Here is a 24525-nt window from a genome sequence, read left to right on the forward strand (position 1 = left end):
CTTGGCACGTTCAGGATTGCACAACATAGAACGGCAGCAGGTTAAACGTGCGGTAACGGGATATCGCACATCAACCGTTCAATGGGTCAGCAGCACTCAGTGGGCCGATAAACATCGTAAAACATAGACACGCCTCGCTGGCTGTCAGGAATCGCTACCCAACACCACGTTCAGCGCACTGCGCGCATCATCCAGCTGCACCAGCGTCGCATGCCGTGCACCGAGAGCGTCGCGGTTTTCGATGGCGGTGAGGATTGCCTTATGCCGTGGCAATGCCAGCTCGTGCAGGTTCGGTCGCTGGTTGGAATGCTTCAGCGCTTCGGCAATCGCGACCGAGAGCATGTTGCACAGGTTCGCCAGCAAATCGTTGTGCGTCGCATCGGCGATCCGGCTATGGAAATCCAGGTCCGGTTGCAGCAAGGCTTCCGGTGTCGGCGCGGCTTCCATGCGTTGATAGGCTTCACCGATGGAGGCGATGTCCGCGTCGGTGGCGAACTGGGCGGCCAGGGCGGCCGCAGCGGGTTCGATGATGCTGCGCACACTGGTCAGCAGGTCGAAGAATTCATTTTGCGGACTGCTTTGCATCAGCCAGTGCAACACGTCCGGGTCGAGCATGTGCCATTCCTTGCGCTGCTTGACCACCGTGCCGACGCGCGGACGGGAATACACCAGGCCTTTGGCAACCAGTACCCGCGTGGCTTCGCGCAGCACCGGTCGGCTGACCGCGTACTCTTCGCACAACAGCGCTTCGGCGGGCAACTTGTCGTCCGGTTTGAACCGCCCGGAAACGATCTGCATGCCCAGTTCCTGGACGATGCGCGAGTGCATGCTTTTGCGGTCGGAGGGTTTGCGGTAATCCATGGGGAACGGCGCGATCCTGTGGGATGGAGATGCCGCGCATGATAGCAGGCACGACACAGTATTGAGGTGGATACACAAACCAAATGTGGGCGCCAGCAGGCTGGCTCCCACAGGGGAAATGCATTCCAATGTCGGAGCTGCCGCAGGTTGCGATCTTTTGCGCTTAATGCGAGTGGCGGGGGACTTCGGCGCCTCGGCATCCGACCAGGAAATCGAAGTCACAGCCCTGATCTGCTTGCAGTACATGATCGATGTACAGCTGACGATAACCGCCCACAATCAGTTGCTGCGGTGGTTGCAGATCCGCCATGCGCGCCGCGAGCTCCGCGTCCGGAATATCCAGGTGCAGTCGCCCGTTGGCACAATCGAGTTCGATCCAGTCACCTTCCTTCACCGTCGCCAGAGGTCCGCCGGCAGCGGCTTCGGGGGCGACATGTAGCACCACCGTGCCGTATGCCGTGCCGCTCATGCGCGCGTCGGAAATGCGCACCATGTCCGTCACGCCTTGGGCTAACAGCTTCGCGGGCAGCCCCATGTTGCCAACTTCAGCCATGCCCGGATAACCCTTCGGGCCGCAGTTTTTCATGACCAGTATCGAGTTCGCATCCACGTCCAGCTCTGGATCGTTGATCCGCGCCTTGTACATGTCAAAGTTCTCGAACACCACCGCACGACCGCGATGCTGCATCAGCTCAGCACTGGCGGCGGACGGTTTGAGCACGGCACCGAGCGGCGCCAGGTTGCCGCGCAGCACACAGATGCCGCCGTCGGCGCGGATGGGATTGTCGAGGGTGCGAATGACCTCGTCCTGGCCATAGATCGGCGCGTCCCTGGTGTTCTCGCCAATGGATTTGCCGTTGACGGTCAACGCGTCCGGATGGGGAATCAGATTGGCTTCGCCGAGGCGGCGCAGTACGGCGGGCAAGCCTCCGGCATAGTAGAACTCTTCCATGAGGAAACGACCGGACGGTTGCAGGTCGACGATGGTCGGCATGCCTCGACCCATGCGGGTCCAGTCATCCAGCTCCAGGTCCACACCGATGCGGCCGGCAATGGCCTTCAGGTGGATAACGGCATTGGTCGAACCACCGATGGCGGCGTTGACGCGAATGGCGTTTTCGAATGCTTCTTTGGTGAGGATTTTCGACAGCTTCAAGTCTTCGCGAACCATCTCTACCGCCCGCATGCCGGACATGTGCGCCAACACATAACGGCGCGCGTCGACGGCTGGAATCGCCGCGTTGTGGGGCAGGGAAGTGCCCAGGGCTTCAGCCATGCAGGCCATGGTCGAGGCGGTGCCCATGGTGTTGCAGGTGCCCGCCGAACGGGACATGCCACCCTCGGCCGCGAGGAAGTCATCAAGGGTGATGGTGCCCGCCTTGACCTGCTCACTGAGTTGCCACACCACGGTGCCGGAACCGATGTCCTGACCCTTGTGCTTGCCGTTGAGCATCGGCCCGCCGGTCACGACGATGGCCGGCACGTCGCAACTGGCTGCGCCCATCAACAGGGCAGGCGTGGTTTTGTCGCAGCCGGTCAACAGCACGACGCCATCAATCGGGTTGCCGCGAATCGCTTCCTCCACATCCATGCTCGTCAGATTTCGCGTGAACATGGCGGTCGGACGCAGATTCGATTCGCCATTGGAAAACACCGGGAACTCAACCGGCCAGCCGCCTGCCTCGATCACCCCACGTTTGACGTGCTCCGCTATCTGGCGGAAATGCGCGTTACAGGGGGTCAGTTCCGACCAGGTATTGCAGATCCCGATGATCGGCTTGCCGTGGAACTGGTGGTCGGCAATGCCCTGATTCTTCATCCAGCTGCGGTACATGAAGCCGTTCTTGTCAGCCGTGCCGAACCATTGGGCAGAGCGCAGATTGAGTTTTTTATCAGACATGATCGATTCTCTTATTGTATGACTATATTGTTCCGACTGATGGATAACATAAGCGCTAAATCGACAGTTTGGAAGTGTTGTTGATTAAATAGTATTACTATATAGTCGGTCGCAACGGAGGGATTGCCCTGGCGGTTTTCTGCGAGAGGCGTCCCCCGAGGTTCTATAACAACAACAATCGGAGACCGATCTCATGAGCCAGGAACTGCGGCTGATACGTCGCATCACGCTGAAACTGATTCCTTTCCTGATCCTGCTGTACCTGATCGCCTATGTGGATCGCTCCGCCGTAGGGTTCGCCAAGCTGCACATGGGCGCGGACATCGGCATTGGCGACGCTGCCTATGGACTGGGCGCCGGCCTGTTCTTCATCGGTTACTTCCTGCTGGAGATTCCCAGCAACCTGATGCTCGAACGCTTCGGCGCGCGGCGCTGGTTTGCGCGGATCATGGTGACCTGGGGCGCGATCACCATCGGCATGGCTTTCGTTCAGGGGCCGCACAGTTTTTATGTCATGCGCTTTCTGCTCGGCGCCGCCGAAGCCGGGTTCTTTCCGGGCGTTCTTTACTACATCACCCAATGGTTCCCGGTGCGCCATCGCGGCAAGATCCTGGGGCTGTTCATCCTCTCGCAACCCATCGCAATGATGATCACCGGCCCCGTGTCCGGCGGTCTGCTCGGCATGGACGGCACCCTCGGGCTGCACGGTTGGCAATGGCTGTTCATCGTCATCGGCGCCCCCGCGATCCTGCTGACCTGGCCGGTGCTGCGCTGGCTGCCGGACGGTCCGCAACAGGTTAAATGGATGGACCAGGCCGAGAAGGACTGGCTGACCGGCGAACTGCAAAAGGACCTTCAGGAATATGGCCAGACTCGCCACGGCAATCCATTGCACGCCCTCAAGGACAAACGGGTGTTGCTGCTGGCGCTGTTCTATCTGCCAGTGACTTTGAGCATTTATGGGCTCGGCCTGTGGCTGCCGACGCTGATCAAGCAATTTGGCGGCAGCGACCTGACGACCGGGTTCGTGTCATCGGTGCCGTACATTTTCGGGATCATTGGCTTGTTGATCATCCCGCGCAGCTCTGACCGACTGAATGATCGCTACGGTCATCTCGCGGTGCTCTATGTACTGGGCGCGATCGGTCTGTTCTTCAGCGCCTGGCTGACGATGCCGGTGGCGCAATTGGCGGCGCTGTGTCTGGTGGCGTTCGCGCTGTTCTCGTGCACCGCCGTGTTCTGGACCTTGCCGGGTCGTTTCTTCGCCGGCGCCAGTGCCGCAGCGGGTATCGCCTTGATCAACTCGGTGGGCAACCTGGGCGGCTACATCGGTCCGTTCATTATTGGTGCGTTGAAGGAATACACCGGAAATCTCGCCTCGGGGCTGTATTTCCTGTCCGGCGTGATGGTCTTCGGGCTCGTGTTGACCGGCGTGGTGTACCGCTTGCTGGAGCGCAAACATGTGCTGCCGGTTGACCAATTCGCCGCCAGCGCACGGGGTGCGACGCGTACTTGAACAACTGACTCCGCCCCCTGTGGGAGCTGGCTTGCCAGCGATGACGGCAGCGCGTTGTGCGTTGATGTACCTGACAGTTCGCTATCGCTGGCAAGCCAGCTCCCACAGGATTTTGCAGTGCTGTTGAAAGGTTTGTTTAAAGGAGAAAACCATGCGTTTGGTTCAGTTCGAATTGATTAACGGCGAGCGCCGGGTTGGCGTGGTCGAGGAGGGGCTGGTGCGTGAGGTGCTGGATGCGCGCACGGTTCGCGATCTGGCGTTGGCGGCCATTGAGGCCGGTAAAAATCTTGAGCAACAGGTCCAGGCATTGGGGCTGGGCCTCAGTCACGACTATGCAGACCTGCTGACCCAATGTCGCATCCTGCCACCGTTGGATCACCCGGACCCGGCGCACATGCTGGTCAGCGGTACCGGCCTGACCCACCTGGGCAGCGCCTCGGCTCGCGACAAGATGCACCAGCAGATCGGCGACGAAACCGCGATGACCGACACCATGCGCATCTTCAAATGGGGCGTGGAGGGCGGCAAACCGGCAGCAGGGCAGGCGGGTGTACAGCCTGAATGGTTTTACAAGGGTGACGGCAGCATCGTTGTACGCCCTGGCCATCCGTTTCCACTGCCGCCGTTCGCTGAAGATGCCGGGGAAGAGCCGGAGCTCAGTGGTTTGTACGTCATCGGTCCCGACGCCAGGCCCTATCGCCTCGGTTATGCGGTGGGCAACGAGTTTTCCGACCACGTCATGGAACGCAAGAACTACCTCTATCTGGCGCATTCAAAACTGCGCAGCTGCAGTTACGGCCCGGAGCTTCGGCTGGGCGAACTGCCGCAACACCTGGCGGGCACCAGCCGCATTCTGCGCGACGGCGAAGTGCTGTGGCAGAACGAGTTTCTCAGCGGCGAGGCCAACATGTGCCACAGCCTGGAAAACCTTGAGTACCACCATTTCAAATACAGCCAGTTCCTGCGGCCGGGGGATGTGCACATTCACTTCTTCGGCACCGCCACCCTGTCCTTTGCCGAGGGCATTCGCACCCGACCCGGTGATCTGTTCGAGATCAGCCAGGCCGAATTCGGCGCGCCGCTGATTAACGGCATCACACCCGTGGAAGCAGCGTTTGAACCTGGCACCGTCGGCACACTTTAAGGAGACATGCATGTCCCGCATTCTTGGTCATAACTACATAGGCGGGCAGCGCAGCGCTGCCGGCACCCTCACACTCCAGAGCGTCGACGCCGTTACCGGCGAGGCGTTGCCCCATGACTTCTATCAGGCAACACCGGCAGAAGTTGATGCCGCGGCCGAGGCGGCGGCTGCCGCGTACCCGGCCTATCGGCGTCTGAGTGCCGAACGCCGCGCGCAATTCCTCGATGGGATTGCCGATGAACTGGACGCCCTGGGCGATGATTTCGTCGTCCTGGTCTGCCGCGAAACCGCGTTGCCCGCGCCACGCATTCAAGGTGAGCGTGGCCGTACCAGCGGGCAAATGCGCCTGTTCGCCAACGTGCTGCGTCGCGGCGACTTTTATGGCGCCCGTATCGATCAGGCATTACCGAATCGTACGCCGCTGCCCCGTCCCGATTTTCGCCAGTACCGTATCGGCCTCGGTCCAGTGGCGGTGTTCGGCGCGAGCAATTTCCCGTTGGCATTTTCCACTGCCGGCGGCGACACGGCGTCTGCATTGGCCGCCGGTTGCCCGGTGGTGTTCAAGGCGCACAGCGGTCACATGGCCACCGCCGAGTCCGTTGCTGATGCGATCATTCGCGCGGCGGAAAAAACCGGCATGCCGGCGGGCGTCTTCAACATGATTTACGGCGGCGGGGTCGGTGAAGCGCTGGTCAAACATCCGGCGATTCAGGCTGTCGGTTTTACCGGTTCATTGAAGGGTGGCCGAGCCTTGTGCGACATGGCCGCAGCCCGTGCACAACCTATCCCGGTGTTCGCCGAGATGTCGAGCATCAACCCGGTGATCATCTTGCCGCAGGCGCTGCAAGCGCGGGCCGACACTATCGCCCGCGACCTCACCGCTTCGGTGGTTCAAGGCTGTGGTCAATTCTGTACCAACCCCGGTTTGGTGATCGGCATTCGTTCGCCGCAGTTCAGCGCGTTCGTGCAACAGGTAGCGGGGCTGATCAATGACCAACCGGCGCAAACCATGCTCAATGCCGGCACGCTCAGCAGTTATGGCAAAGGGTTGCAGAAGCTGCTCGCGCACCCGTCAATCGAGCACCTGGCCGGCCAGTCGCAACAGGGCAATCAGGCACAGCCGCAACTCTTCAAGGCGGATGCAGATTTGTTGATCCACGGCGATGAGGTGTTGCAGGAAGAGGTGTTCGGTCCGACCACGGTGTTCGTCGAAGTCGCGGATCAGGCGCAGCTTAGCGCTGCACTTAATGGCCTGCACGGGCAACTGACAGCAACCCTCATTGGCGAGCCGGAAGACTTCGAGCAGTTCGCCGAGTTGACACCGCTGCTGGAGCAGAAGGTGGGGCGCATCCTGCTCAATGGTTATCCGACCGGTGTGGAGGTCTGCGATTCGATGGTCCATGGCGGGCCGTATCCGGCAACGTCCGATGCCCGTGGTACATCGGTGGGCACCTTGGCGATCGACCGTTTCCTGCGTCCGGTGTGTTTCCAGAACTACCCTGACAGTTTGCTGCCGGATGCGTTGAAGAACGGCAATCCGCTGCGCATTCAGCGCCTTGTGGATGGCAAACCGTCCACTGATGCCCTCTAACGACGAAACGCACGTCCTGTAGGAGGGAGCCTTTGTGGCGAGGGGATTGATCCCCGTTCGAATGCGAAGCAGTCGCAGAACTTTTAGGGCCGCTTCGCAGCCCAGCGGGGATGAATCCCCTCGCCACAAAAGTTCGCTCTCACAGGGGGCGCATCGATATCTATAACGTGGCACGCGCAGACCCACCCCCACATTGAGCTATCATGGCGTCTTTCCCCTTTCAAAGATTGACTGCCATGACTGCCGCAAACGACACCTTGCTCAACACCCTCGAACACTGCGACATGGTTGAAATCGACGGCCTGCACGCCTTTGAATTCTCGCTGGACGAGGATGACAACCTGCACATCGAGTGCATGGACGGCCGTGCGGCCAAACACTGGGAATTCACCCCGGCGCAGATTCAGGCCGCCACGTTCGACCCCACCTTGCAGAGCTGGGTGATCACGGGTGACTCCGGCGAGCATCGACTGGTCTGCCTGACAGCGTTCGGCGGTGGTGACGACGAGGACGAAGGGAATGAGGATGCGTAATTTCTGGCCACTGTTGATCGCCGGCAGCGTCGGCGCGATGTGTGTTCAGGCAGCGCCGGCCGATGACTTCCAATTGCTGGTCGGGTCCTACACCGCCGGCCAGAGCCAGGGCATCTATCGGCTGAATTTCGACAGCGCTACCGGGCAGATCGACGCTAAACCCCTGCAAGTGATCAAAACCGAAAACCCTTCCTGGCTCACCTTGTCCAAGGATCAGCAACGTCTGTTCGTGGTCAACGAAAACGGTCCGGGACAGGCTGATCCGGTAGGCCGCGTCAGCAGCTATTCGATCGATCCCAAGTCCTACCAATTGAGCCTGATCAACCAGGTTCAGAGCCTGGGCAACGAGCCCACGCATTCGAGCCTGAGTGCTGACGCCAGTCACCTGTTCGTCAGCAACTACTCAGTCGTGGAAGACCCGGGTGGCACCCTGGCGGTCGTGCCCGTCAGCGTCGATGGCACGCTCAAACCGGTGGTGCAGATGAGCAGCCATCCGTCCAGTCGGGTCAATCCTGAGCGGCAGATGTCGGCGCATGTGCATTCGACGATCTCGTCGCCGGACGGCCGCTATGTGTTTTCCAATGACCTGGGGGCGGACAAGGTGTTTGTCTATCGCTTCGATCCCAAGGCCGATCCGCAACTGCCCTTGACCGCCGCCGCCCCGCCGTCGGTTCAGCTGCCACCGGGCAGTGGACCGCGACATTTGCTGTTCAGCGCGGATGGCAAGCATGCCTGGCTGACCATGGAAATGAGCGCGCAGGTCGCCGTGTTCGATTACCAGGACGGCAAGCTTGAGCAGACGCAAATGGTCGATCTGGCGGCGGGTCAGCCGGTCTCGGACAAGGCCGCTGCGGCGTTGCATGCTTCCTCGGATGGCAAGTTCCTGTACGTCAGTAACCGCGGGACTGCCAATCAACTGTTGGTGTTTGCCATCGATCCGGCGACCGGCCACCTCAAGGAGTTGCAGCGTCGCTCGGTAGAAGGTGATCACCCGCGTGAGTTCAGCCTCGACCCGAGTGGCAGGTTTTTGCTGATTGCCAACCAGAAGAGCAACCAGATTGTCGTCGTCGAGCGCGATGCCAAAAGCGGTTTGTTGGGTAAAACCGTGCAGAAGCTAGCCATGGACGCGCCCAGCGATCTCAAATTCCTGGTGCGTCAATAGGCCGCAGGCCCCGGTTGATGGGGCCTGCATCCTTCTATCAATGACACTGATATGTGGAAGTGCTACAAAGCATTTCAAGGCGATCACCTTCGACGGTTAAGTTTGCTTCACGGCCCCACCGGGCAAGCAAGCCAACTGACTTCGAGGAATACCGCCATGAACTTCAATCTTTTCTCCATCATTGCCGCTTCCGCTATCTCTGCCACCGTAGCGCTGCCAACCAGTGCCAGCGTCGAGATCAGCAGCAAAAAATCCCACACCCAAAGCTACACCCCGAAATACCTGCAACAGAGCGCCAACTTCCACGCAGCCCTGGATCACAAAACCCAAGCCTGAAATTCTGGCCCTGCACTTTTTATGCAGGAGCGAAGTCACTTTTGACAGCTCGATAGCCGTTGCGTCGAGAAGCCATGAGTGATGTCGCTCCTGCATAACGCGTTTGCGGGCCTTTTAAATACTGGTTTCCCATGGCGCATGCCCCTGCGCAGTTCCAGGAATTCACGATCAACGAAACTGATAGTTACTATAGATAAGCCTTGTTGGTCGCCGCGGTGGTTTTCAACGATTCTGTGGGCTCTGAAACATGCCCACGGAGAACACCATGGCCAGCGCAATCCTCACCTCAGCCAAACACGGCGCCTACCTGGCCATCGCTCTCCTGTGGCGAGGGGATTTATCCCCGTTCCAGTGCGAAGCGCTGGCAGACAATCCTGGGGTCGCGCGCGACCCAACGGGGCGGTGCGACGTTTCGCTAAATCCCCTCGCCACGGTCGATCAGGCTGAGCGTTTGGGAGTTGCTGGCGCATGAAAGGGCACAAATTCTGGGTGCTCGCCATTTTGGCGTTCATGACTAACGGCGCTTCGTTGTTGGGGTTCGGGCAAGGTTCGGCAGGGGCGGTGGCGCGGTCCATCGAAGCCAATCACAACATGGCGCACAACATTCAGACGGCTAAAGCGTTGGGCATGCTGGCTGGCAATCCACCGATCAAACGCCAGGGTGATTTTTTCGGACCGTTCCAGGTGGATTGCTCGGCGTTGCAGATGTGTGAGGTGTTGGCGTAAACACCAATCCTGAGCGCCTTATGCCTTATGCCCCATGCCCTGAGGCCTATGCCCTGTGGCGAGGGGATTTAGCGAAACGTCGCACCGCCCCGTTGGGTTGCGCAGCGAGCCCAAGATTTGTTGCCAGTGCTACGCACTGGAACGGGGATAAATCCCCTCGCCACAGTTAACCTGGCCAGCACAGTCCATACAGGGAGCGCAGCCGAACGCAGGCTTCGCCAGCTGCTACATGTAATTCGGCGTACCTACTTTTGCATCACACCAGTAAACAACGCCGACTCCAGAAACCGCTGCAACCACATCTGCAATCGCGCATAAGACGTCTGCGCAAACCACTCGCGATCCACATGGGCGAACTGCCGCACGAACGGCATCAGTGCCACGTCCGCCAGGCTAGGGTGCCCGGCCAGCAAGTAATCCCGTCCTGCCAGCAACCCATCGAGCTTGCGCAGGAACACCTCGCCTTCGGCGCGATACACCTCCATCGGCTGTTCAGGGTAGCGCTCGGCGTACTTGTAGCGATTGAGGTGCACCTTGAACACCTGATCATTCTCTTCAATCAACGTGTCGATCTGCGCCTGGCCCGCCGAATCATCCTTGAGCAGCCAATCCTGCGGATCGTTCTGCGCCAGCGCCCAGCGCATGATCGACAGGCTTTCATCGATCACCTCGCCGTCAGCGTTGAGCACCGGCACCGTGCCTTTGCTCGACAGCGCGAGCATCTCGGCGGGTTTGGCCCTCAAGCTCACTTCGACAATGTCCACGGCAACCCCCGAGTAACTCAGGGCCATTCGAGCGCGCATGGCGTAAGGGCAGCGGCGGAAGGAATACAGCGTATTCATTTCACCTCCAGCGTACTCAAGCCATTGCCCTGGCGGTGGACCTGGATCTGTACGGGAATCCGTTCATGCATTTCCTGAACGTGAGAAATCACCGCGACCTTGCGACCCTGGGCCTGCAAGCCATCGAGGGCGTCCATGGCCAGTTGCAGGGATTCGGGGTCAAGGCTGCCGAAGCCTTCGTCGATGAACAACGACTCGATCTTCAACGTGCTCGACGCCATCGATGCCAGCCCCAAGGCCAGGGCCAGCGACACCAGGAACGTCTCGCCACCGGACAGTGAATGCACCGAGCGCAATTCGTCGCCCATCTCGGTATCCATCACCAGCAAACCGAGCATGCTGCCGCCGCGTTTCAGGCGATAGCGTCGGACCAATTGGCGCAACTGCACGTTGGCGTGGTGCACCAGCAAATCGAGGTTGTAGGCCTGGGCAATCTTGCGGAAGGTGTCGCCCGTGGCCGAGCCGATCAAGGCACTCAACCGCGCCCAGCGCTGGAACTCGGTGTAGGCCGCGTCAATCTGTTGGGCCAGTGCCTGATTGGCGTTTTGCCGACGCTGGTCTTCGGCCTGTTCTGCGCGCAACTCCGCACATCGATGCTCGCTGGCGGTGAACTGGGTTTGCAGGTCCGCCAGCGCACTGGCCAACTGTTCGGCGTCGAGATTGCCGTTGTGCTGCGCCTGATGATTCAGCAGACGCTGATCCCGCTCCAGCAGCAACACCTTGGCTTGCTCAATGGCTTTTTCGCTTTGCTGCAACCGTTGCCGCAACTCACTGACGTGCTGATCGTCGACGCTTAGCAACGTCTCCAGTCCGCCGTCGTCGAGCTCCGGATGCAGCGCTCGCCAATCGGCAATCTTGCTGCCCAGTTCGCGGTCCTCGGTTTCCAGGGCCGAGAGGCGTTCCTGGTGGGCCTTGAGCTCTGCGACCAATTGGACCAGCTGCGTGCGCACGGTTTGCAGTTCCTGATGGGCCGTCGTTTCGGCGTTGCGTGCCTGTTCGACGGCAAGATCGAGTTGCTGCTGCCACTGTTCGGCGCTGGTGCGATCGCCCAGTAACTGCGTCAGTTTCTGCTGGCAAGCCTGCTGCTGTTCAGCAAGGGCATTGAACTGCGCCAGCGCGGTTTCCTGCTGCTGAAGGCGGGTGAGCTGGCGATCCTGTTCTTTCTCCAGCACTTGCTGGCGTTGCTGCTGGTCGCTGATTTCATCCCGTTGCTGATCGAGCTGTTCCAGGCGCTGCGCGATCTGCTGGTCCAATTGCATGAACGTTGCGGCCGGTTCATTGCGCAAGGCCTCCAGCGTTTCAGCGGGTAGCAGCGTACTGAAGGCTGTCAGTTCTTCATCCAGGCGCTGGCGATCACTGCTGAGTTCGCGCTGCTGGTTACTCAGGTGTTGAGCGGCTTGCAGGCTCGCCGTTTCGGCGGTGCGCAACTGCTGCGCCAGACGCGCGGCGTCCTGCTGCAGGGTGAGCAGGGCGGTTTGCCGTTGCTCATCCTGGGAGATGCTCTGATTCAACTGAGCGTTTTGCTGTGCCAGCCAGGTGTCGCGCTGATTGGCGTCTCTAGCCAGCAACTGTGTCGACAGCGAGTGCGCTTCGAGGGCCGGCGCCAGGCTCTGACGCTGAGTCTCAAGGTGTTCCTGCTGCTGCAGCAGTTCTTTTTGCTGAGCAATCAGGCCGCCCACCTCCGCACGCAAATCCGTGAGCTTTTCCTTGAGCAGGTCGACGGCTTTCTGGGCGTTGGCCTGCTCGCTTTCATCATGCCGACCCAGACTCTGCAGCAGTGCTTCAGGCTGATGATAGGGATGATCCGGGCTGCCACAGACCGGACAGGGCTGGTCGTCCTGCAGCTGTTCGCGCAGTTCTTCAACACTGGCACTGCGGGCCAGCCGCTGACGCTCCAGCAGCTCGCGGGTGACGGTCAGTGTCTGTTCGGCGATGACCAATTCGTGTTTGGTTTTTACCCCGTCCTGGGTCAGCCGATCCCGCTCTTGCTGCACGACAGACTGGCGCTGCTGAAGGTCGGTACCGCGTTTGTCCAGATCCTGCTGACTGGCCCACAGGCGTGTCAGCTCTTCAAAGGCACGCAGTTGCTTGCGGTTGTCCTGCAGCAGATTGCCCAGCAACTGGATCTGTTCGGCAACGGCTTCGGGCTCGGCACCGGCTTCTTTGTAAAGCACTTCCAGGCTCTGCTTTTGCGTGGCGAATTCATCCGCTGCACGGACAGCGCTTTGCTCCAGGGCAGCCAGTTCTGCCTGCCCCTTGTTCAAGCGATTGCCGATCAACATCAGCTGCTGCAGGCGATCCCGGTAAGCGTTCCAGGCATCGCTCAAGGGTGCCAGATGGACGCTTTGTTCGAGTTGTGCGGCAATGCTTTGCAGGCGAGCGGCCACCCGCTCTTGTTGCTCGACCAAACCTTGAATCGTGCTCTGGCCTTGCGCACAGGCTTGGTCCACCTGTTGCTTGAGATCGGCACTGAGGCTCGCGTCTTTAATCAACCGGGCCAGAGCACTCTGCTCCTCGAAGGCCTGGCGCAGTAGCGGCGCGTTGCTGGCATGTTGGTTTTGCGCTTCGGCGCGTGCGGTTTGCGCGGCGCTCAAGGTCTGTTCGAGTTGCCCCTGGCGCGCGGTCAGTTCCGTCTGCTGTTGCAGGTGCTGGCGGATCTGCGCAATCAGTGGGGTGAGCTGCGTGGTGAGTTCGGATTTGCGGGCGAACTGGTGCCGTTGCGGGGCCAGTTGTTCCAGGCGCGTGAGCATCAGGCGCTGGCCTGCCAGGCTTTCCCACTGTTGCTGCGCGCTGTGCAATTGCTCGGCGGCACTTTGCTGCGCGTCTTGCACCAGCCGCAGTTCTTTGAGCCACGCGTGTTGCAACTCCAGTTGCTTGAGTTGCGCCTGCTGGAGTTTGAGTTGCTGCTGAGCCTCGTTGAAGCGCTCATCGAGTTCGGCTCTGGCTTCAGGTGGCAGCGGCGTGACGCCGGTGGCCTGGTCCTGCAGCAGCTTGTGGGCTTCGCGTGCTTCTTTGCTCTTGTCGAACGCGCGGCGGCCGAGACGGGTGTAGAGCGCCGTGTCAGTGAGCTTTTCCAGCAGTTCGCTGCGCTCGTTATCGTTGGCCTTGAGGAACGCGCTGAACTCGCTTTGGGCGAGCAAAACGGCCCGGGTGAACTGCTCGAAGTTCAGGCCGAGAACGGCTTCGAGCTGGGTTTTGAAGTCGACTTTCTGACTGGCCAGCAGTTGGTCCTGATCGATATCGCGCAAGCTCTGGCGGCTGGCTTGCAGCTTGCCACCGGCTTTCTCCCGCGCGCGGTTGGCTTCCCACCGAGCGCGGTAGCGACGGCCATCGATGCCCACGAAATCCACTTCGGCATAGCCTTCACCGGTGCCACGACGCAACAGTGTGCGCGGGTCGCCGGTGCTGATTTCGCCGTCAGCGTCTGGCGCTTTGGCGGACATCTGGGCATTGCTCAGTCGAGGCACGGCGCCAAACAACGCCAGGCACAAGGCGTCCAGCAAGGTGCTTTTTCCCGCGCCTGTTGGCCCGGTAATCGCAAACAAACCGGCGCTCGCCAGGGGTTCGGCGGTGAAGTCAATTTCAAACGGACCGGCCAGGGAGGCCAGGTTTTTCAGGCGGATCGCGAGGATCTTCATGGCTGTTCGCTCTCCATCTGCACGTCCTGCAACAGCTCGGCAAAGTCTTTCAGCGTTTGCTCATCGACCTCGCTGCCGTAATTGTCCTGCCAGGCGCGGCTGAACAGTTCCTGAGGCGTGAGCTGATCCAGTTCGATCAACGTGGCGCCATCCTCAAGGCCGTCGCGGCTGCCGCTGCCCGCGTATTCCGCAGCGATACGCACCAGTCGCACGGCTTTGCCTTGCAGCGCGGTTTCGACTTGATAGCGCAGGTCGGGCTGCGGCTCATCAAGCCGTACTCGCACTTCCAGCCAGGGCTGGCGCTGGATGTCGGCCAGCAGGTCGATGTTCGGCAGGTCAGCCAGTTGCAGCAGGATGTCCGCCAAGGGGGCAGGGCCGATGCGTTGCAGGTTGACCGCGCGTGGGATGAGTTTGGGTTCGACGCTCACCAGCGTTTCACCCTCGAACACGACGTCGAGAATCTGATGCTGATAGCCGATTTCGGAAAACGACAAGGGAATCGGCGAGCCGCTGTAGCGGATGCGATCTTCGCCGTTGACCTTCTGCGGCTTGTGCAAATGGCCGAGGGCGACATAGCTGATGCTGGGGCCGAACAGGCTGGCGGGCAGCGCTTCGGCATTGCCAATGATCAGGCTGCGTTCCGAGTCTTCGGAAACCGACCCGCCAGCCATGTGCGCATGACTGATCGCGATCAGTGCCTGACCGGGCTTGCGCTTGGCATTGGCCGCCTCGATCAGCCATTCATGCACCTGGCCGATACCGCGTAAATAGTTGTCGCCCAAGTGGGCTCCGGTCACTTCGGCAGGCCGCAGGAATGGCAGCGCGAGGCACCAGGCCACGACCTTTCCTTTCGCGTTCGGCAGCGGCAGCAGCAGGCGTTCGGCATCAAGTTGCCCGTCATCCAGCCACAGCACCCGACCCAGCGCATGAGTGCGCAGACGACGCATCAACGGCGCGGGCAATTCGATACGCGAGCCGGAGTCGTGGTTGCCGGCGATCATGACGATGGTCAGCTTCGGTTGTTGCTCATGGGCGCTGACGATGAAGTCGTACAGGCGTTCCTGGGCTTTGACCGGCGGGTTGACGGTGTCGAAGATATCGCCGGCAATCAACAGCACATCAGGCTGTTCGAGCTTCAGCTGGCGCAGTAGCCACTCGAGAAAACAGCCGTGTTCGAAGTCGCGATCCTGGCCGTGCAGGTTCTGCCCAAGGTGCCAGTCGGAGGTGTGAAACAGACGCAAGGCAAACTCCGTAGGAAATAAGGTAATGGCCGCGAGGAAAATGGAAGCGGCGAAAAGGCAGAGAGTTTACTGGCAAACGGATGGGATGTGGTCGGGCACCCCGGCTTTCAGCCACGACAGCCGCCACATCAGGACGCAGCAGGCCTATTTCGGATACAGCGGCGGCAATCCACTGTCACCCACGGGATCGTGAACCCGTTCCGCAATGGGGATCGCCCGAATCGCCCGCCACAAATCGTCACCTTGCCAGTGCTGCCCGGTCTCGCTATACAGCGCGCCATTCAACCCGTCGAGGGCATCGGACAACGGCACGAAGCGCGCGGCCATATCGGCCAGGGTTTCCGGTTGTTGCCGGGCCCAGGCATCGAGTGCCTGGCGAGTGGCGTGAGAGTCGTTGGCCTGGCAGGCGCGCTTGAGGTCGTCAAGTACGGTGCGCGGGCTGGGGCCGGTTTGCGCAGCGCGCAGGATGGCGGGTTGCCAGCGGGCACGCCACCACAGGCCAAAGCCGAGCAGGGTGGTGCAGGCCAGGATCAGGGTGCTGAGTTTCCACCACCAGAGGGTTTCGCTGTCGCCGGCCATGACTTGTGGGGTGCTGGCGGGGGTATCGACCACCAGGCTTGGATTGTTCGCTACCTGAAGTGTCTGCGCCGGCAGGCTGGTGTGTTCCAGATGGTCTTCGAAGGTGTTCCACCAGACCACGTCCACCGCCGGCAAGTCGATTTCACCGCTACGAGTTGGCACCAGGGCTTCGCGCTCCTCACGGCTGCCGACCAGGCCACGCTCGGTATTTTCGTTACCGAGCACCGCCTGATCCGGATAGCGACGCAAACCATTGACGTCGGTGGCCGGTAGCGGCGGCAGTTGCGAACTGGCCAGGCCTTCGACTTTCAAGGTCAGGCTGCGGGTCAGGGAGTCGCCCACCTGGGCATGCTCCGGGTCCGGGTTCCAGTTTTCACTCAGGCTGATACTGCGCGCCGGCAGCCAGGCTGCATCGGTTGGGTAGCTCGCAGGTTTGGCCTTGACGTTGAGCATGATCTCGGCGGAAGCGACGCGCATCATCTTGCCGGATTTCGGTGCCTGGCCATCTGCCTCTTGCGCGGGTTGTGCGTCAACCAGCGTGGCGCTGAAAACCTGCGCCGGGATGGTCAATTCGCCGCTGTGTTGCGGGTAGATCGCGTAGCGCATTTCGATCACACCGTGGCGCAACCCATTGATGTCTTTCTCGTAGGTTCGCGAATCGCCCAGGGCTTCGATTCGCGCGTCGGGAATCTGCAAGGGCGTCAGGCTGCTGTCGTCGTAGAGCGACACCGAGTGGTAGATACGCAGGGTCAGGATCGCCTGGGCCTGGACGTACACGCTGGGTTGATCGAGGCTGGCTTCGAGGAAGACCGGGCTCAGCTTCTTCGGGCTGTCCTGGTTTTCGCTTTCGAGCACTTGCACGGTGAGCGGCTGGCTCTGCACATCGCCCAGTTGCAGCGGCGGAATCTCCACGCTGCCGTTTTGGCGAGGCAGCAGGGTGATGATCCAGCGAGTGGTGGCCTGATTACCATCGTTCAACGTGGTCAACTGGTTGACCTGGCGGGTGCCACGGACTTCGAAGGCAGGTTCCAGTGGGGTCAGGTCAGGCTTGCCAAACTGCGTCACATCGCTGGATTCCAAAGTCAGTTCCACCGTTTCGCCGGTGTTCAGGCGACTGCGGTCAACACTGGCCACCAGTTCCGCAGCCTGGACCTGAACGGTGCCGATCAGCAGGGCGGGCAACAGTGCGAGCATGAAGACGGTGAAGCGGGTCATCGAGTTTTTCCCTGATCCTGATGTTGTTGCTGTTCGTACCAGAATTTGCGTCTGAGCAATTCACCCGGGTCATCCGGAATTTTGCGCAGCCATTGCTCAAGTGCCTGACGCTGCTCACCATCGATCGTGTCGCTGGCGGGACGCAACGGTGGCGTGGTGTGTTGTTCGTCCCCCAGTTCGCTGCCCGGGATTTCATTGGCGCCGGGCTTCGGCGGCGTCGTGGACGGTTCTTCTGCCTCTGACGTGGCCTGCTGCGCCTCGGTTTTGGAATCGCCTTCGGTCGCTGGTTGAGTGGCTGCGCCGGGCGGTGGTTCCTGCTCCGCGGGCTGAGTTGGCTCATCCGGCTTTTTTTCCGGTTCCTCGGGCGGTGGCGTGTTTTTCTGCTTGAGCAGACTTTCCACCAGCGCCTTGTTGGTCAAGGCCGGGCGCAAATCCGGTTGTCGCTCCAGTGCCTGGTCATAGGCATCCAGCGCGGCTTCCAACTCACCACTTTTTGCCAAGGCGTTGCCACGATTGTAGTGGGCGTGAGCGTCGCTGCCTTGGGCAAACCGCTGGGCGGCGCCACTGTAGTCGCCGGCTTCGTAAAGCGCCACACCTTGCCATTGTGGGTCTTCAAAATGCTGCGCCGCGTCAGCCGGTCGTTTTTGCTTGAACAGGTGCAGGCCCTGCTGATCGGGGCGCAACCACAGGTCCTCGAAGTCGAAGGCGTAGCTCGGTTGGGGCATCAGGAACAGTAGCGGCAGGCAGAACAACCAGCCGCGCCGTCCAGCACAGGCCGCCAGAAAAAGGAGCGGTAACAGCAGCCAGTAGCCCTGATCGGCCCAGGTGTCGAGGCGCAAGGTCTGGCCGTCGTCACGCAGCATCCGAGGCCCATCGAACAAGCCGAGGGCACGCAGGTCTGCATCGTCCAGACGGGCGTGACGATAGTACCCATCCACGGTGTCGGCGAAGGCTTTCAGGCTCGGCTCGTCCAGACGCGGCACCAGAATCGCGCCTTGTTCGTCCTTGAGGAAACTACCGTCCTCCTGGGTGATCGGCGAACCGTCGGCGGTACCAATGCCGAGCATCAGGAACTGCGTGGACTTGCCATTGAGTGCCTGCCGAATGCCTTGACGTTCCTGTTCGGTCAGCGAAGCGCCGATCAACAGGATTCGCCCGTCACCCAGCGCGCCCTGATTCAGCAGCGCGAGGGCCTTGATCACCGCCAGATCGGCGCGATGACCAGGCTCGGGCATCAATGAAGGCTTGAGCGCATCCAGCAGGTTGCGGCTGGTGGCCAAGTCGTCCGACAGCGGCACCAGTGTGTGCGCACTGCCGGCGTAAACGACAATTGCGGTCTGCGCATCGCTGCGGTGTTGCAGCAGGTCGAACACCTTGCGCCGCGCTTGTTCGAGGCGGTTTGGCGTCACGTCGGTGGCGAGCATTTCCGGGGTCAATTCCAGCAGCACCACCATCGGGTCGGCCGGTTTCTGGCTGGTTTGTTCGACACGCTCCCAGCTCGGCCCCAGCAGCGCCAGCAGTGTCAGCATCCACGCCACGCCCAGGGCGACCCACGGCAGTTTGCTGTCGCGTCCATTACCGCCGCTGAGCAACGCCGCGTGGAAGGCGGGTGGCAGAATCATCTGCCAACGCCCGGCACGCTTTTGCCGGTGCCAGAGTTGCCACAGCAGCCAGCCGAGCAGCGGCAACAGCAGCAGCCACGCCGGGCGGAACCAGAAAGGCCAGAGCGCGCTCATCGACGTCTCCGCAGACGCAGTCGTTTCAGGCGCTGGCGCCAGTCAGGGAGTTGCGTTTGCAAAAACAGGTCCTTGGTAAACAGTCGCTGCAGCGGATTGTTCGGCCAGCGCTCACGGGCCACCAGCAGCATGCTCAACAGTAAAGCCAGGGCAAGCGGCCAGTGGTAGAGCGATTGCGCGGGACGTGCCTGGGTCGGTTGTTGTGTCACCGGTTCCAGTGTATCGAGGGTGTCCTTGATCGCCTGCAGTTCTTTGCCGTCATGTGCGCGAAAGTATTGCCCTCCGGTGACCTCGGCGATGGCCTTCAAGGCGGGCTCGTCGAGGTCCAGGCTCGGGTTGACCCCGAGGAAGCCCAAGGTGCCGCTTTCCTCCGGGTCTGCGCCAATGCCGATCGGGTAAATTTTCACCCCTTCGTTGGCCGCCAGGCGCGCCGCTGTCAGCGGGTCGATTTCTCCGCCATTGTTGGCACCGTCGGTGACCAGGATCAGCACGCGGCTCTGGGCCGGACGCAGGCGCAGGCGTTTAAGGGCCAGGCCGATCGCATCGCCAATGGCCGTGTTCTTGCCGGCAATACCTATTCTCGCTTCGTCGAGCCACACCCGCACCGTGCGGCGGTCAAACGTCAGGGGCGCTTGCAGGTAGGCCTGACTGCCGAACAGGATCAGGCCGACGCGGTCGCCTTCGCGACCTTCAAGAAAGTCACCCAACAAGTGCTGGACCAGGGAGAGACGGCTGACGTCCTCGTCCTTCCAGCGCATGTCGGGGAAGTCCATGGAGCCGGACACGTCCACGGCTACCAGCAGATCCCGGCCACTGGCGGCAATTGGCAGCGGCTCCCCAAGCCATTGCGGGCGCGCCGTGGCGATCAGCAGCAACAGCCACAGCAGAATGAACGGTGCTTGCTGGCGCCAGGCCGGTAGATTGGCCCGGGCACGGCGTCGCGCCAGGCCTTCGAGGTCGCTGAGAAAGCTGACTTTGAGTGCCGGCTCGCCACTGTCAGCAACGGGCAGCACGACCCGCATCAACCACGGCAGCGGCAGCAGGGCGAAGATCCACGGCCAGGCGAACTCAAACATGCTTGCGAATCCAGGTGTCGACCGCTTGAGTGAGGCCGGCGATGGCCTTGTCGTCGAGTTTGCATTCGGGTTTGTAGGCGCCTTCCACCAGCACCATCCAGCGCGTCAGCCCGGCGGCGGGGCAGCGGTTGTCGAGAAAAGCCAGCCATTTACGCCCATTGAGGGTGTGACTCTGGCTGTAGGGGTAATGGTTGCGGCACAGGCGTTTGAGCAAGCCATTGAGCTGTTGCAACCAGGCACCGGCAGGCGCGCCGTCATACGGTTTGGGCATCAGCGCCAGTTCAGCCAGGGCGGCGAGGCGCACCGGGTCCAGCGGTTGTTCGGCGCGAACGATCGGACGCTTGTCCGGAATCAACCGGCGCAGTTGCCACAGGCCGAAGCCCATCAGGGGTATCAGGAGCAACAACAGCCACCAGCCCGGTGCCGGTGGCCAAAAGCTGATCGGGGGCGGTGTGATCAGCGGTTGCAGTTGATCGAGGCTGCTCATCGACCTTTCCCCGGTTTCTGCGGGTTGAGGTACTCGCGCAGTTGCTCGACCATCTCGCTCTGGGTGCTCAGCGGCATGAGCAATACCCGCAGCTTCTGCGCCAGCAGTTCCCAGCGAGCAATGCGCGCTTCAGCCTGGGCCCGGTAGCTCTGGCGCAGGTCGAAATTCAGCGTGTCGAGCTCCAGTTGCGCGCCGCGTTCGGCGAAACGCAGCAAGCCGGCAGCGGGGAGGGCGTGATCGAGCGGGTCCGACAACGGCAGCAGTAACAGGTCGCAATGCCGTGACAGCAGGCTCAACTGCTGCTCGGAACCCTCGGTCAATGCGCGTTCGTCGCAGATGACGATGACCAGGCTGCCGGGACGCAGTACTTCACGGGCACGGCGCAGGGCCAGGTTCAGCGCATCGCGGTTGGTTTCGCCTTCGGTGTGCAGGGATTGATTCACGCGCACCAGACGGTTGAGCAATTGCAGCAGGCTCTGTTTGCTGCGCCGCGGCTTGATCTCGTAATGCTCGTTGTCGCCGAACACCAGTCCACCCACTCGATCATTGTGTCCGAGGGCGGCCCAGCCAATCAGGCTCGCCGCTTGAGCGGCCAGTACCGATTTGAACATCAGGCCGGAACCGAAAAACAGCCGGCGGCTCTGTTCGACCATGATGAAAATCGGGCGCTCGCGTTCTTCATGGAACAGCTTGGTGTGCGGTTCCTGGGTGCGGGCGGTGACTCGCCAGTCGATGGTGCGCACATCGTCGCCAGCCTGATAAACCCGCACCTGATCGAAATCCACGCCCCGGCCGCGCAGCTTGGAGTGATGCAGGCCGATCAACGGGCTGCGCTGGCTCGGCGTGGAAAACAGCTGCACTTCACGCACGCGGTGACGCATCTCGATCAGTTCGGCAAGGCTGACACGGATGCCCGGCTCGGGCGGCAGGAGGGCGTTCATCGGGGTCAAGCGACGGCTACGACGTCGAGAATCCGCTGGACCACCCGGTCCTGGTCGATGCCGGCGGCTTCTGCTTCAAAAGAAAGAATGATGCGGTGGCGCAACACATCGAACAGCACCGCCTGAATGTCTTCGGGGCTGACGAAGTCGCGACCGGCCAGCCAGGCGTGGGCCCGGGCACAGCGGTCCAGGGCAATCGAACCGCGCGGGCTGGCACCGTAAGCGATCCACTCGGCCATCTCCGGATCGAACTTGGCCGGGGTGCGGGTGGCCATGACCAGTTGCACCAGGTATTCCTCCACGGCATCAGCCATGTACAACCCAAGGATTTCCTTGCGCGCCGCGAAGATGGCTTGCTGGCTGACGCGGCGCTCAGGCTTGGTTTCGCCATTGAGGGCTTCACCACGCGCCTGTTGCAGGATACGGCGCTCAACGGCCGCGTCCGGGAAACCGATTTTCACGTGCATCAGGAAACGGTCGAGCTGGGCTTCGGGCAGTGGGTAGGTGCCTTCCTGCTCGATGGGGTTCTGCGTCGCCATCACCAGAAACAGCGGCGACAGTTCATACGTGCTGCGCCCGACACTGACCTGGCGCTCGGCCATGGCTTCCAGCAGCGCCGACTGAACCTTGGCCGGCGCACGGTTGATTTCGTCCGCCAACACCAGATTGTGGAAGATCGGCCCTTGCTGAAACACGAAACTGCCGGTTTCCGGACGATAGATTTCCGTGCCGGTGATGTCGGCCGGCAACAGGTCAGGCGTGAATTGAATGCGGTGGAATTGTGCTTCGATGCCTTCGGCGAGTTCTTTAATGGCCTTGGTCTTGGCCAGGCCAGGGGCGCCTTCGACCAACATGTGGCCGTCTGCGAGCAGGGCGATGAGCAAGCGCTCGATGAGTTTTTCCTGGCCGAGAGTCTGCGTTGAAAGAAAGGTTCGCAGCGCGAGCAGCGCTTCACGATGTTCCATCGATGACTGTTCCTGGAAAGGGTGACCGAAGACGTTCTGATAACGCCAGGGCTGGGGGCGTTACTTTAATGCATGGCGGGGGGTGGCGACTAACGGCTTTTTGCTTGAAATGCGGGGATTTGAGCTCTGTCCCGCGTCTGCGCTGGAAAATCAACAAAACCGCGCCCGCGTTACTTCTCCGTTTGAAGGTCGCTGAGCAGGTGCTTGATCGCTGATCGCTGGACGAGTTCACACCAGGGCCCGTCCCCAACGATCACTCCATTCTGCATCACGATGACTCGATCAAAACGGTCAAGGCTTGAGACATCATGGGTTACACAAATCAGACCGCGCCGATCAAACGTATCGAATAGGAGGTCCCATACGACGTTGGCCAGTTGCGGTTCAATCGAAGCGCTTGGCTCGTCGAACAGATTGAATTGCCCTGGCTTGTTGATCAAGCGCAGCAATGACAGGCGTTTGGCTTCGCCGCCGGAAATGTTGGAGGCGTTTTCGCTAATGTTGCGATGGGACGCGATTTCCTCAATGCACAGTCGTGATATCGCTTGCATCAGATTAGGTGATGCTTCCGTTCCGAATAAAACTGACTCCCTAAAGGAGCCCTCCAAAAACCGGGGCTGTTGAGGGCAGTATCTCAATGCATTCAGATGGGTTTTCGGGTTCAGAGTGGAAATCGGTACTCCGTCAATGGTTAGCTGATTTCTAATCGAACTATCCAGCCCGGCGAGAGCTTCCAGCAAGGTGGATTTTCCCGCACCACTGGGGCCGGTAATTGCTACAGACTGAGTTTGTTTGAATGACAGTGTTTTCCTGATGGACAACCGAACCTCAGCACCTTCAGTCACCGCGCACGGATGCAGCTGCAGTGATGAAGCCTCCTTGAACGTGACATTCATCAGTCGTTCACGATGATCAAAATCGGGTAGCGTCAACAATTCATGAAGTCGACGCTGGTCTGCAAGGAATTGATCCAGAACCCTGTAACCTTCCGTCAATGCAGCAATATTGAGTAAAAAACTGCCTGCAATCGAAAAAATGGCAACCAGTTGCCCGACGCTAATGCTTGGCTGCCCCGACAGTTGATCAACGACACCCCATGCCAGCAACCCGCCCGTTGAGAGGCTGATGAACAGAATTCTGGCTGCGCTCAAAAGTCCACTCGAGGTCGTAGCCGTCACCGCTGCCTGCGAATAGCGCTCAAAGGCCCGGTTCAATGGTTGCATTGCCATAGATTCTGCATTTTCAAGTTTTATAGCTTTGCCAGCGCCAAGGGTGTTGAACAAAAGAGCGCTGAGTTCATCTTCTTGCTCATTAACCGCATCAATATGTTTTCTTCGCCATCTGATAATTTTGTGGGTGAATACTAGATAAACGACACCGAGTCCGGCCATGGCGAGGAATACTTCTGCGCCTCCCATATATAAGAATGCACTGCCAACGATCAGGAACTCGATGAAAATTGGAACGCCTGTGGTGACGAAGAAGGTGAGTAATTGTTCGTGAGCCGTTATTCCTCGCTCCACTGATTTTATGAAGAGCCCAATTCGCCACGAACTAAATTGCACAAACTCTTTGCGCATCAATTCTGCCAACCACTTGATAGAGGCGTTCAGTACAATGTTTTGGACCAGCCTTGAAAGAAAAAACGTTTGCAAAGGACTAACGATGGCGTGGATGAAGCCAGCGAGAACAAGGCCTGCGGTGAAAGCTAGTAACGTGTAGTGGGTTGCACCGATGCCGCTGTAGAGAGCATCAACTATTTTTCCTAGTAGCAGGGGAGGGGCGAGAACTATCAGTTTTAGTATTATTAGTGTGGTAATGGTCGAAACAAGTAATGCAGTATTTTTTTGGCAGGCGGATTTAATTAGAGTGAGCATGGGGTGCATGGCGGCTGTCCATTATTTTACGTGCGTCAAGTTAATTACCCCGCAGGATATGTTGGGGTGCAACGAGCAGCCCATTTCTGATAATGTTAAAGCGCTCAAGGCCAGGAATAAATGTTTGGGAGGCTATGTTTTGGCAATTAGCAGGCGCCT

General features: G+C 60.2%; 20 protein-coding genes. 8 read left to right on the forward strand and 12 right to left on the reverse strand.

Annotated elements, in window-relative coordinates; translation table 11 throughout:
- Positions 1 to 144 precede the first annotated feature (144 nt).
- Both AC3ZVB_RS25305 and AC3ZVB_RS25310 read right to left on the reverse strand, forming a co-directional pair.
- The gene (locus tag AC3ZVB_RS25305; RefSeq protein ID WP_490148044.1) at positions 145 to 861 is read right to left on the reverse strand and encodes a FadR/GntR family transcriptional regulator; all 717 of its coding nucleotides are present in this window, start codon (positions 859 to 861) and stop codon (positions 145 to 147) included.
- A gap of 163 nt (positions 862 to 1024) precedes the next feature.
- Positions 1025 to 2761 carry an IlvD/Edd family dehydratase gene (locus AC3ZVB_RS25310; RefSeq protein WP_490148045.1) on the reverse strand — a complete coding sequence of 579 codons (1737 nt, stop codon included), beginning with the start codon at positions 2759 to 2761 and terminating at the stop codon, positions 1025 to 1027.
- Positions 2762 to 2954: 193 nt separating this feature from the next.
- Here AC3ZVB_RS25310 and AC3ZVB_RS25315 point away from each other — a divergent pair, with 193 nt between their 5' ends.
- The 8 genes from AC3ZVB_RS25315 to AC3ZVB_RS25350 all read left to right on the forward strand — a co-directional run bounded on the left by AC3ZVB_RS25315 (position 2955) and on the right by AC3ZVB_RS25350 (position 9769).
- The gene (locus AC3ZVB_RS25315) at positions 2955 to 4277 is read left to right on the forward strand and encodes an MFS transporter (protein ID WP_490148046.1); all 1323 of its coding nucleotides are present in this window, start codon (positions 2955 to 2957) and stop codon (positions 4275 to 4277) included.
- 151 nt (positions 4278 to 4428) lie between these two features.
- Positions 4429 to 5421, forward strand: a complete 993-nt coding sequence (gene araD1 / locus AC3ZVB_RS25320) for an AraD1 family protein (protein WP_490148047.1) — start codon at positions 4429 to 4431, stop codon at positions 5419 to 5421.
- 10 nt (positions 5422 to 5431) lie between these two features.
- Positions 5432 to 7012: an aldehyde dehydrogenase (NADP(+)) gene (locus tag AC3ZVB_RS25325; RefSeq protein ID WP_490148048.1), complete on the forward strand. Its 1581-nt coding sequence runs from the start codon at positions 5432 to 5434 to the stop codon at positions 7010 to 7012.
- A gap of 236 nt (positions 7013 to 7248) precedes the next feature.
- Entirely contained in the window at positions 7249 to 7545 is a 297-nt protein-coding gene (locus AC3ZVB_RS25330) for a DUF5629 family protein (RefSeq protein ID WP_194693246.1), read from the forward strand.
- A complete protein-coding gene (locus AC3ZVB_RS25335; protein ID WP_490148064.1) occupies positions 7538 to 8707 on the forward strand; it encodes a lactonase family protein in 1170 nt (389 codons plus the stop codon). Before AC3ZVB_RS25330 ends, AC3ZVB_RS25335 begins: the two co-directional genes overlap by 8 nt.
- A 156-nt stretch (positions 8708 to 8863) precedes the next feature.
- Positions 8864 to 9043: a hypothetical protein gene (locus AC3ZVB_RS25340; RefSeq protein ID WP_162436755.1), complete on the forward strand. Its 180-nt coding sequence runs from the start codon at positions 8864 to 8866 to the stop codon at positions 9041 to 9043.
- Between the two features lie 265 nt (positions 9044 to 9308).
- Complete coding sequence (locus AC3ZVB_RS25345) at positions 9309 to 9515, forward strand: hypothetical protein (protein WP_490148049.1); 207 nt, start codon at positions 9309 to 9311, stop codon at positions 9513 to 9515.
- Positions 9512 to 9769 (forward strand): hypothetical protein, encoded by a 258-nt coding sequence (locus tag AC3ZVB_RS25350; RefSeq protein ID WP_162436753.1) that lies wholly within the window; start codon positions 9512 to 9514, stop codon positions 9767 to 9769. The genes AC3ZVB_RS25345 and AC3ZVB_RS25350 overlap by 4 nt, the downstream gene beginning before the upstream one ends.
- Before the next feature lie 245 nt (positions 9770 to 10014).
- Here AC3ZVB_RS25350 and AC3ZVB_RS25355 read toward each other — a convergent pair whose 3' ends face one another.
- The 10 genes from AC3ZVB_RS25355 to AC3ZVB_RS25400 form a co-directional block, all read right to left on the reverse strand.
- Positions 10015 to 10611, reverse strand: coding sequence for a glutathione S-transferase (locus AC3ZVB_RS25355; protein WP_490148050.1), 597 nt, complete (start codon positions 10609 to 10611; stop codon positions 10015 to 10017).
- On the reverse strand, positions 10608 to 14249 hold the full coding sequence (locus AC3ZVB_RS25360; protein ID WP_490148051.1) for an SbcC/MukB-like Walker B domain-containing protein: 3642 nt from the start codon (positions 14247 to 14249) through the stop codon (positions 10608 to 10610). The genes AC3ZVB_RS25355 and AC3ZVB_RS25360 overlap by 4 nt, the downstream gene beginning before the upstream one ends.
- Positions 14246 to 15490, reverse strand: a complete 1245-nt coding sequence (locus AC3ZVB_RS25365; RefSeq protein ID WP_194693242.1) for an exonuclease SbcCD subunit D C-terminal domain-containing protein — start codon at positions 15488 to 15490, stop codon at positions 14246 to 14248. The genes AC3ZVB_RS25360 and AC3ZVB_RS25365 overlap by 4 nt, the downstream gene beginning before the upstream one ends.
- A gap of 144 nt (positions 15491 to 15634) precedes the next feature.
- The gene (locus AC3ZVB_RS25370) at positions 15635 to 17284 is read right to left on the reverse strand and encodes a BatD family protein (protein WP_490148052.1); all 1650 of its coding nucleotides are present in this window, start codon (positions 17282 to 17284) and stop codon (positions 15635 to 15637) included.
- On the reverse strand, positions 17281 to 19020 hold the full coding sequence (locus tag AC3ZVB_RS25375; protein ID WP_490148053.1) for a tetratricopeptide repeat protein: 1740 nt from the start codon (positions 19018 to 19020) through the stop codon (positions 17281 to 17283). The genes AC3ZVB_RS25370 and AC3ZVB_RS25375 overlap by 4 nt, the downstream gene beginning before the upstream one ends.
- Positions 19017 to 20096, reverse strand: a complete 1080-nt coding sequence (locus AC3ZVB_RS25380) for a vWA domain-containing protein (protein WP_194693239.1) — start codon at positions 20094 to 20096, stop codon at positions 19017 to 19019. The genes AC3ZVB_RS25375 and AC3ZVB_RS25380 overlap by 4 nt, the downstream gene beginning before the upstream one ends.
- Entirely contained in the window at positions 20089 to 20583 is a 495-nt protein-coding gene (locus AC3ZVB_RS25385) for a DUF4381 domain-containing protein (protein ID WP_162436746.1), read from the reverse strand. The genes AC3ZVB_RS25380 and AC3ZVB_RS25385 overlap by 8 nt, the downstream gene beginning before the upstream one ends.
- The gene (locus AC3ZVB_RS25390; RefSeq protein ID WP_162436745.1) at positions 20580 to 21524 is read right to left on the reverse strand and encodes a DUF58 domain-containing protein; all 945 of its coding nucleotides are present in this window, start codon (positions 21522 to 21524) and stop codon (positions 20580 to 20582) included. Before AC3ZVB_RS25390 ends, AC3ZVB_RS25385 begins: the two co-directional genes overlap by 4 nt.
- Positions 21525 to 21529: 5 nt before the next feature.
- The gene (locus AC3ZVB_RS25395) at positions 21530 to 22489 is read right to left on the reverse strand and encodes an AAA family ATPase (RefSeq protein WP_490148054.1); all 960 of its coding nucleotides are present in this window, start codon (positions 22487 to 22489) and stop codon (positions 21530 to 21532) included.
- A 170-nt stretch (positions 22490 to 22659) separates the two neighbouring features.
- Positions 22660 to 24375 (reverse strand): ATP-binding cassette domain-containing protein, encoded by a 1716-nt coding sequence (locus AC3ZVB_RS25400; protein ID WP_490148055.1) that lies wholly within the window; start codon positions 24373 to 24375, stop codon positions 22660 to 22662.
- Positions 24376 to 24525 lie beyond the last annotated feature (150 nt).

Source organism: Pseudomonas sp. MDV22-iso1, from assembly GCF_058145095.1.

Excerpts from the sequence above, each read along its gene's own strand:
- AC3ZVB_RS25305 (WP_490148044.1), bottom strand. The coding sequence starts at position 861 with ATGGATTACCGCAAACCCTCCGACCGCAAAAGCATGCACTCGCGCATC.
- AC3ZVB_RS25310 (WP_490148045.1), bottom strand. The coding sequence starts at position 2,761 with ATGTCTGATAAAAAACTCAATCTGCGCTCTGCCCAATGGTTCGGCACG.
- AC3ZVB_RS25315 (WP_490148046.1), top strand. The coding sequence starts at position 2,955 with ATGAGCCAGGAACTGCGGCTGATACGTCGCATCACGCTGAAACTGATT.
- araD1 (WP_490148047.1), top strand. The coding sequence starts at position 4,429 with ATGCGTTTGGTTCAGTTCGAATTGATTAACGGCGAGCGCCGGGTTGGC.
- AC3ZVB_RS25325 (WP_490148048.1), top strand. The coding sequence starts at position 5,432 with ATGTCCCGCATTCTTGGTCATAACTACATAGGCGGGCAGCGCAGCGCT.
- AC3ZVB_RS25330 (WP_194693246.1), top strand. The coding sequence starts at position 7,249 with ATGACTGCCGCAAACGACACCTTGCTCAACACCCTCGAACACTGCGAC.
- AC3ZVB_RS25335 (WP_490148064.1), top strand. The coding sequence starts at position 7,538 with ATGCGTAATTTCTGGCCACTGTTGATCGCCGGCAGCGTCGGCGCGATG.
- AC3ZVB_RS25340 (WP_162436755.1), top strand. The coding sequence starts at position 8,864 with ATGAACTTCAATCTTTTCTCCATCATTGCCGCTTCCGCTATCTCTGCC.
- AC3ZVB_RS25345 (WP_490148049.1), top strand. The coding sequence starts at position 9,309 with ATGGCCAGCGCAATCCTCACCTCAGCCAAACACGGCGCCTACCTGGCC.
- AC3ZVB_RS25350 (WP_162436753.1), top strand. The coding sequence starts at position 9,512 with ATGAAAGGGCACAAATTCTGGGTGCTCGCCATTTTGGCGTTCATGACT.
- AC3ZVB_RS25355 (WP_490148050.1), bottom strand. The coding sequence starts at position 10,611 with ATGAATACGCTGTATTCCTTCCGCCGCTGCCCTTACGCCATGCGCGCT.
- AC3ZVB_RS25360 (WP_490148051.1), bottom strand. The coding sequence starts at position 14,249 with ATGAAGATCCTCGCGATCCGCCTGAAAAACCTGGCCTCCCTGGCCGGT.
- AC3ZVB_RS25370 (WP_490148052.1), bottom strand. The coding sequence starts at position 17,284 with ATGACCCGCTTCACCGTCTTCATGCTCGCACTGTTGCCCGCCCTGCTG.
- AC3ZVB_RS25375 (WP_490148053.1), bottom strand. The coding sequence starts at position 19,020 with ATGAGCGCGCTCTGGCCTTTCTGGTTCCGCCCGGCGTGGCTGCTGCTG.
- AC3ZVB_RS25380 (WP_194693239.1), bottom strand. The coding sequence starts at position 20,096 with ATGTTTGAGTTCGCCTGGCCGTGGATCTTCGCCCTGCTGCCGCTGCCG.
- AC3ZVB_RS25385 (WP_162436746.1), bottom strand. The coding sequence starts at position 20,583 with ATGAGCAGCCTCGATCAACTGCAACCGCTGATCACACCGCCCCCGATC.
- AC3ZVB_RS25390 (WP_162436745.1), bottom strand. The coding sequence starts at position 21,524 with ATGAACGCCCTCCTGCCGCCCGAGCCGGGCATCCGTGTCAGCCTTGCC.
- AC3ZVB_RS25395 (WP_490148054.1), bottom strand. The coding sequence starts at position 22,489 with ATGGAACATCGTGAAGCGCTGCTCGCGCTGCGAACCTTTCTTTCAACG.
- AC3ZVB_RS25400 (WP_490148055.1), bottom strand. The coding sequence starts at position 24,375 with ATGCACCCCATGCTCACTCTAATTAAATCCGCCTGCCAAAAAAATACT.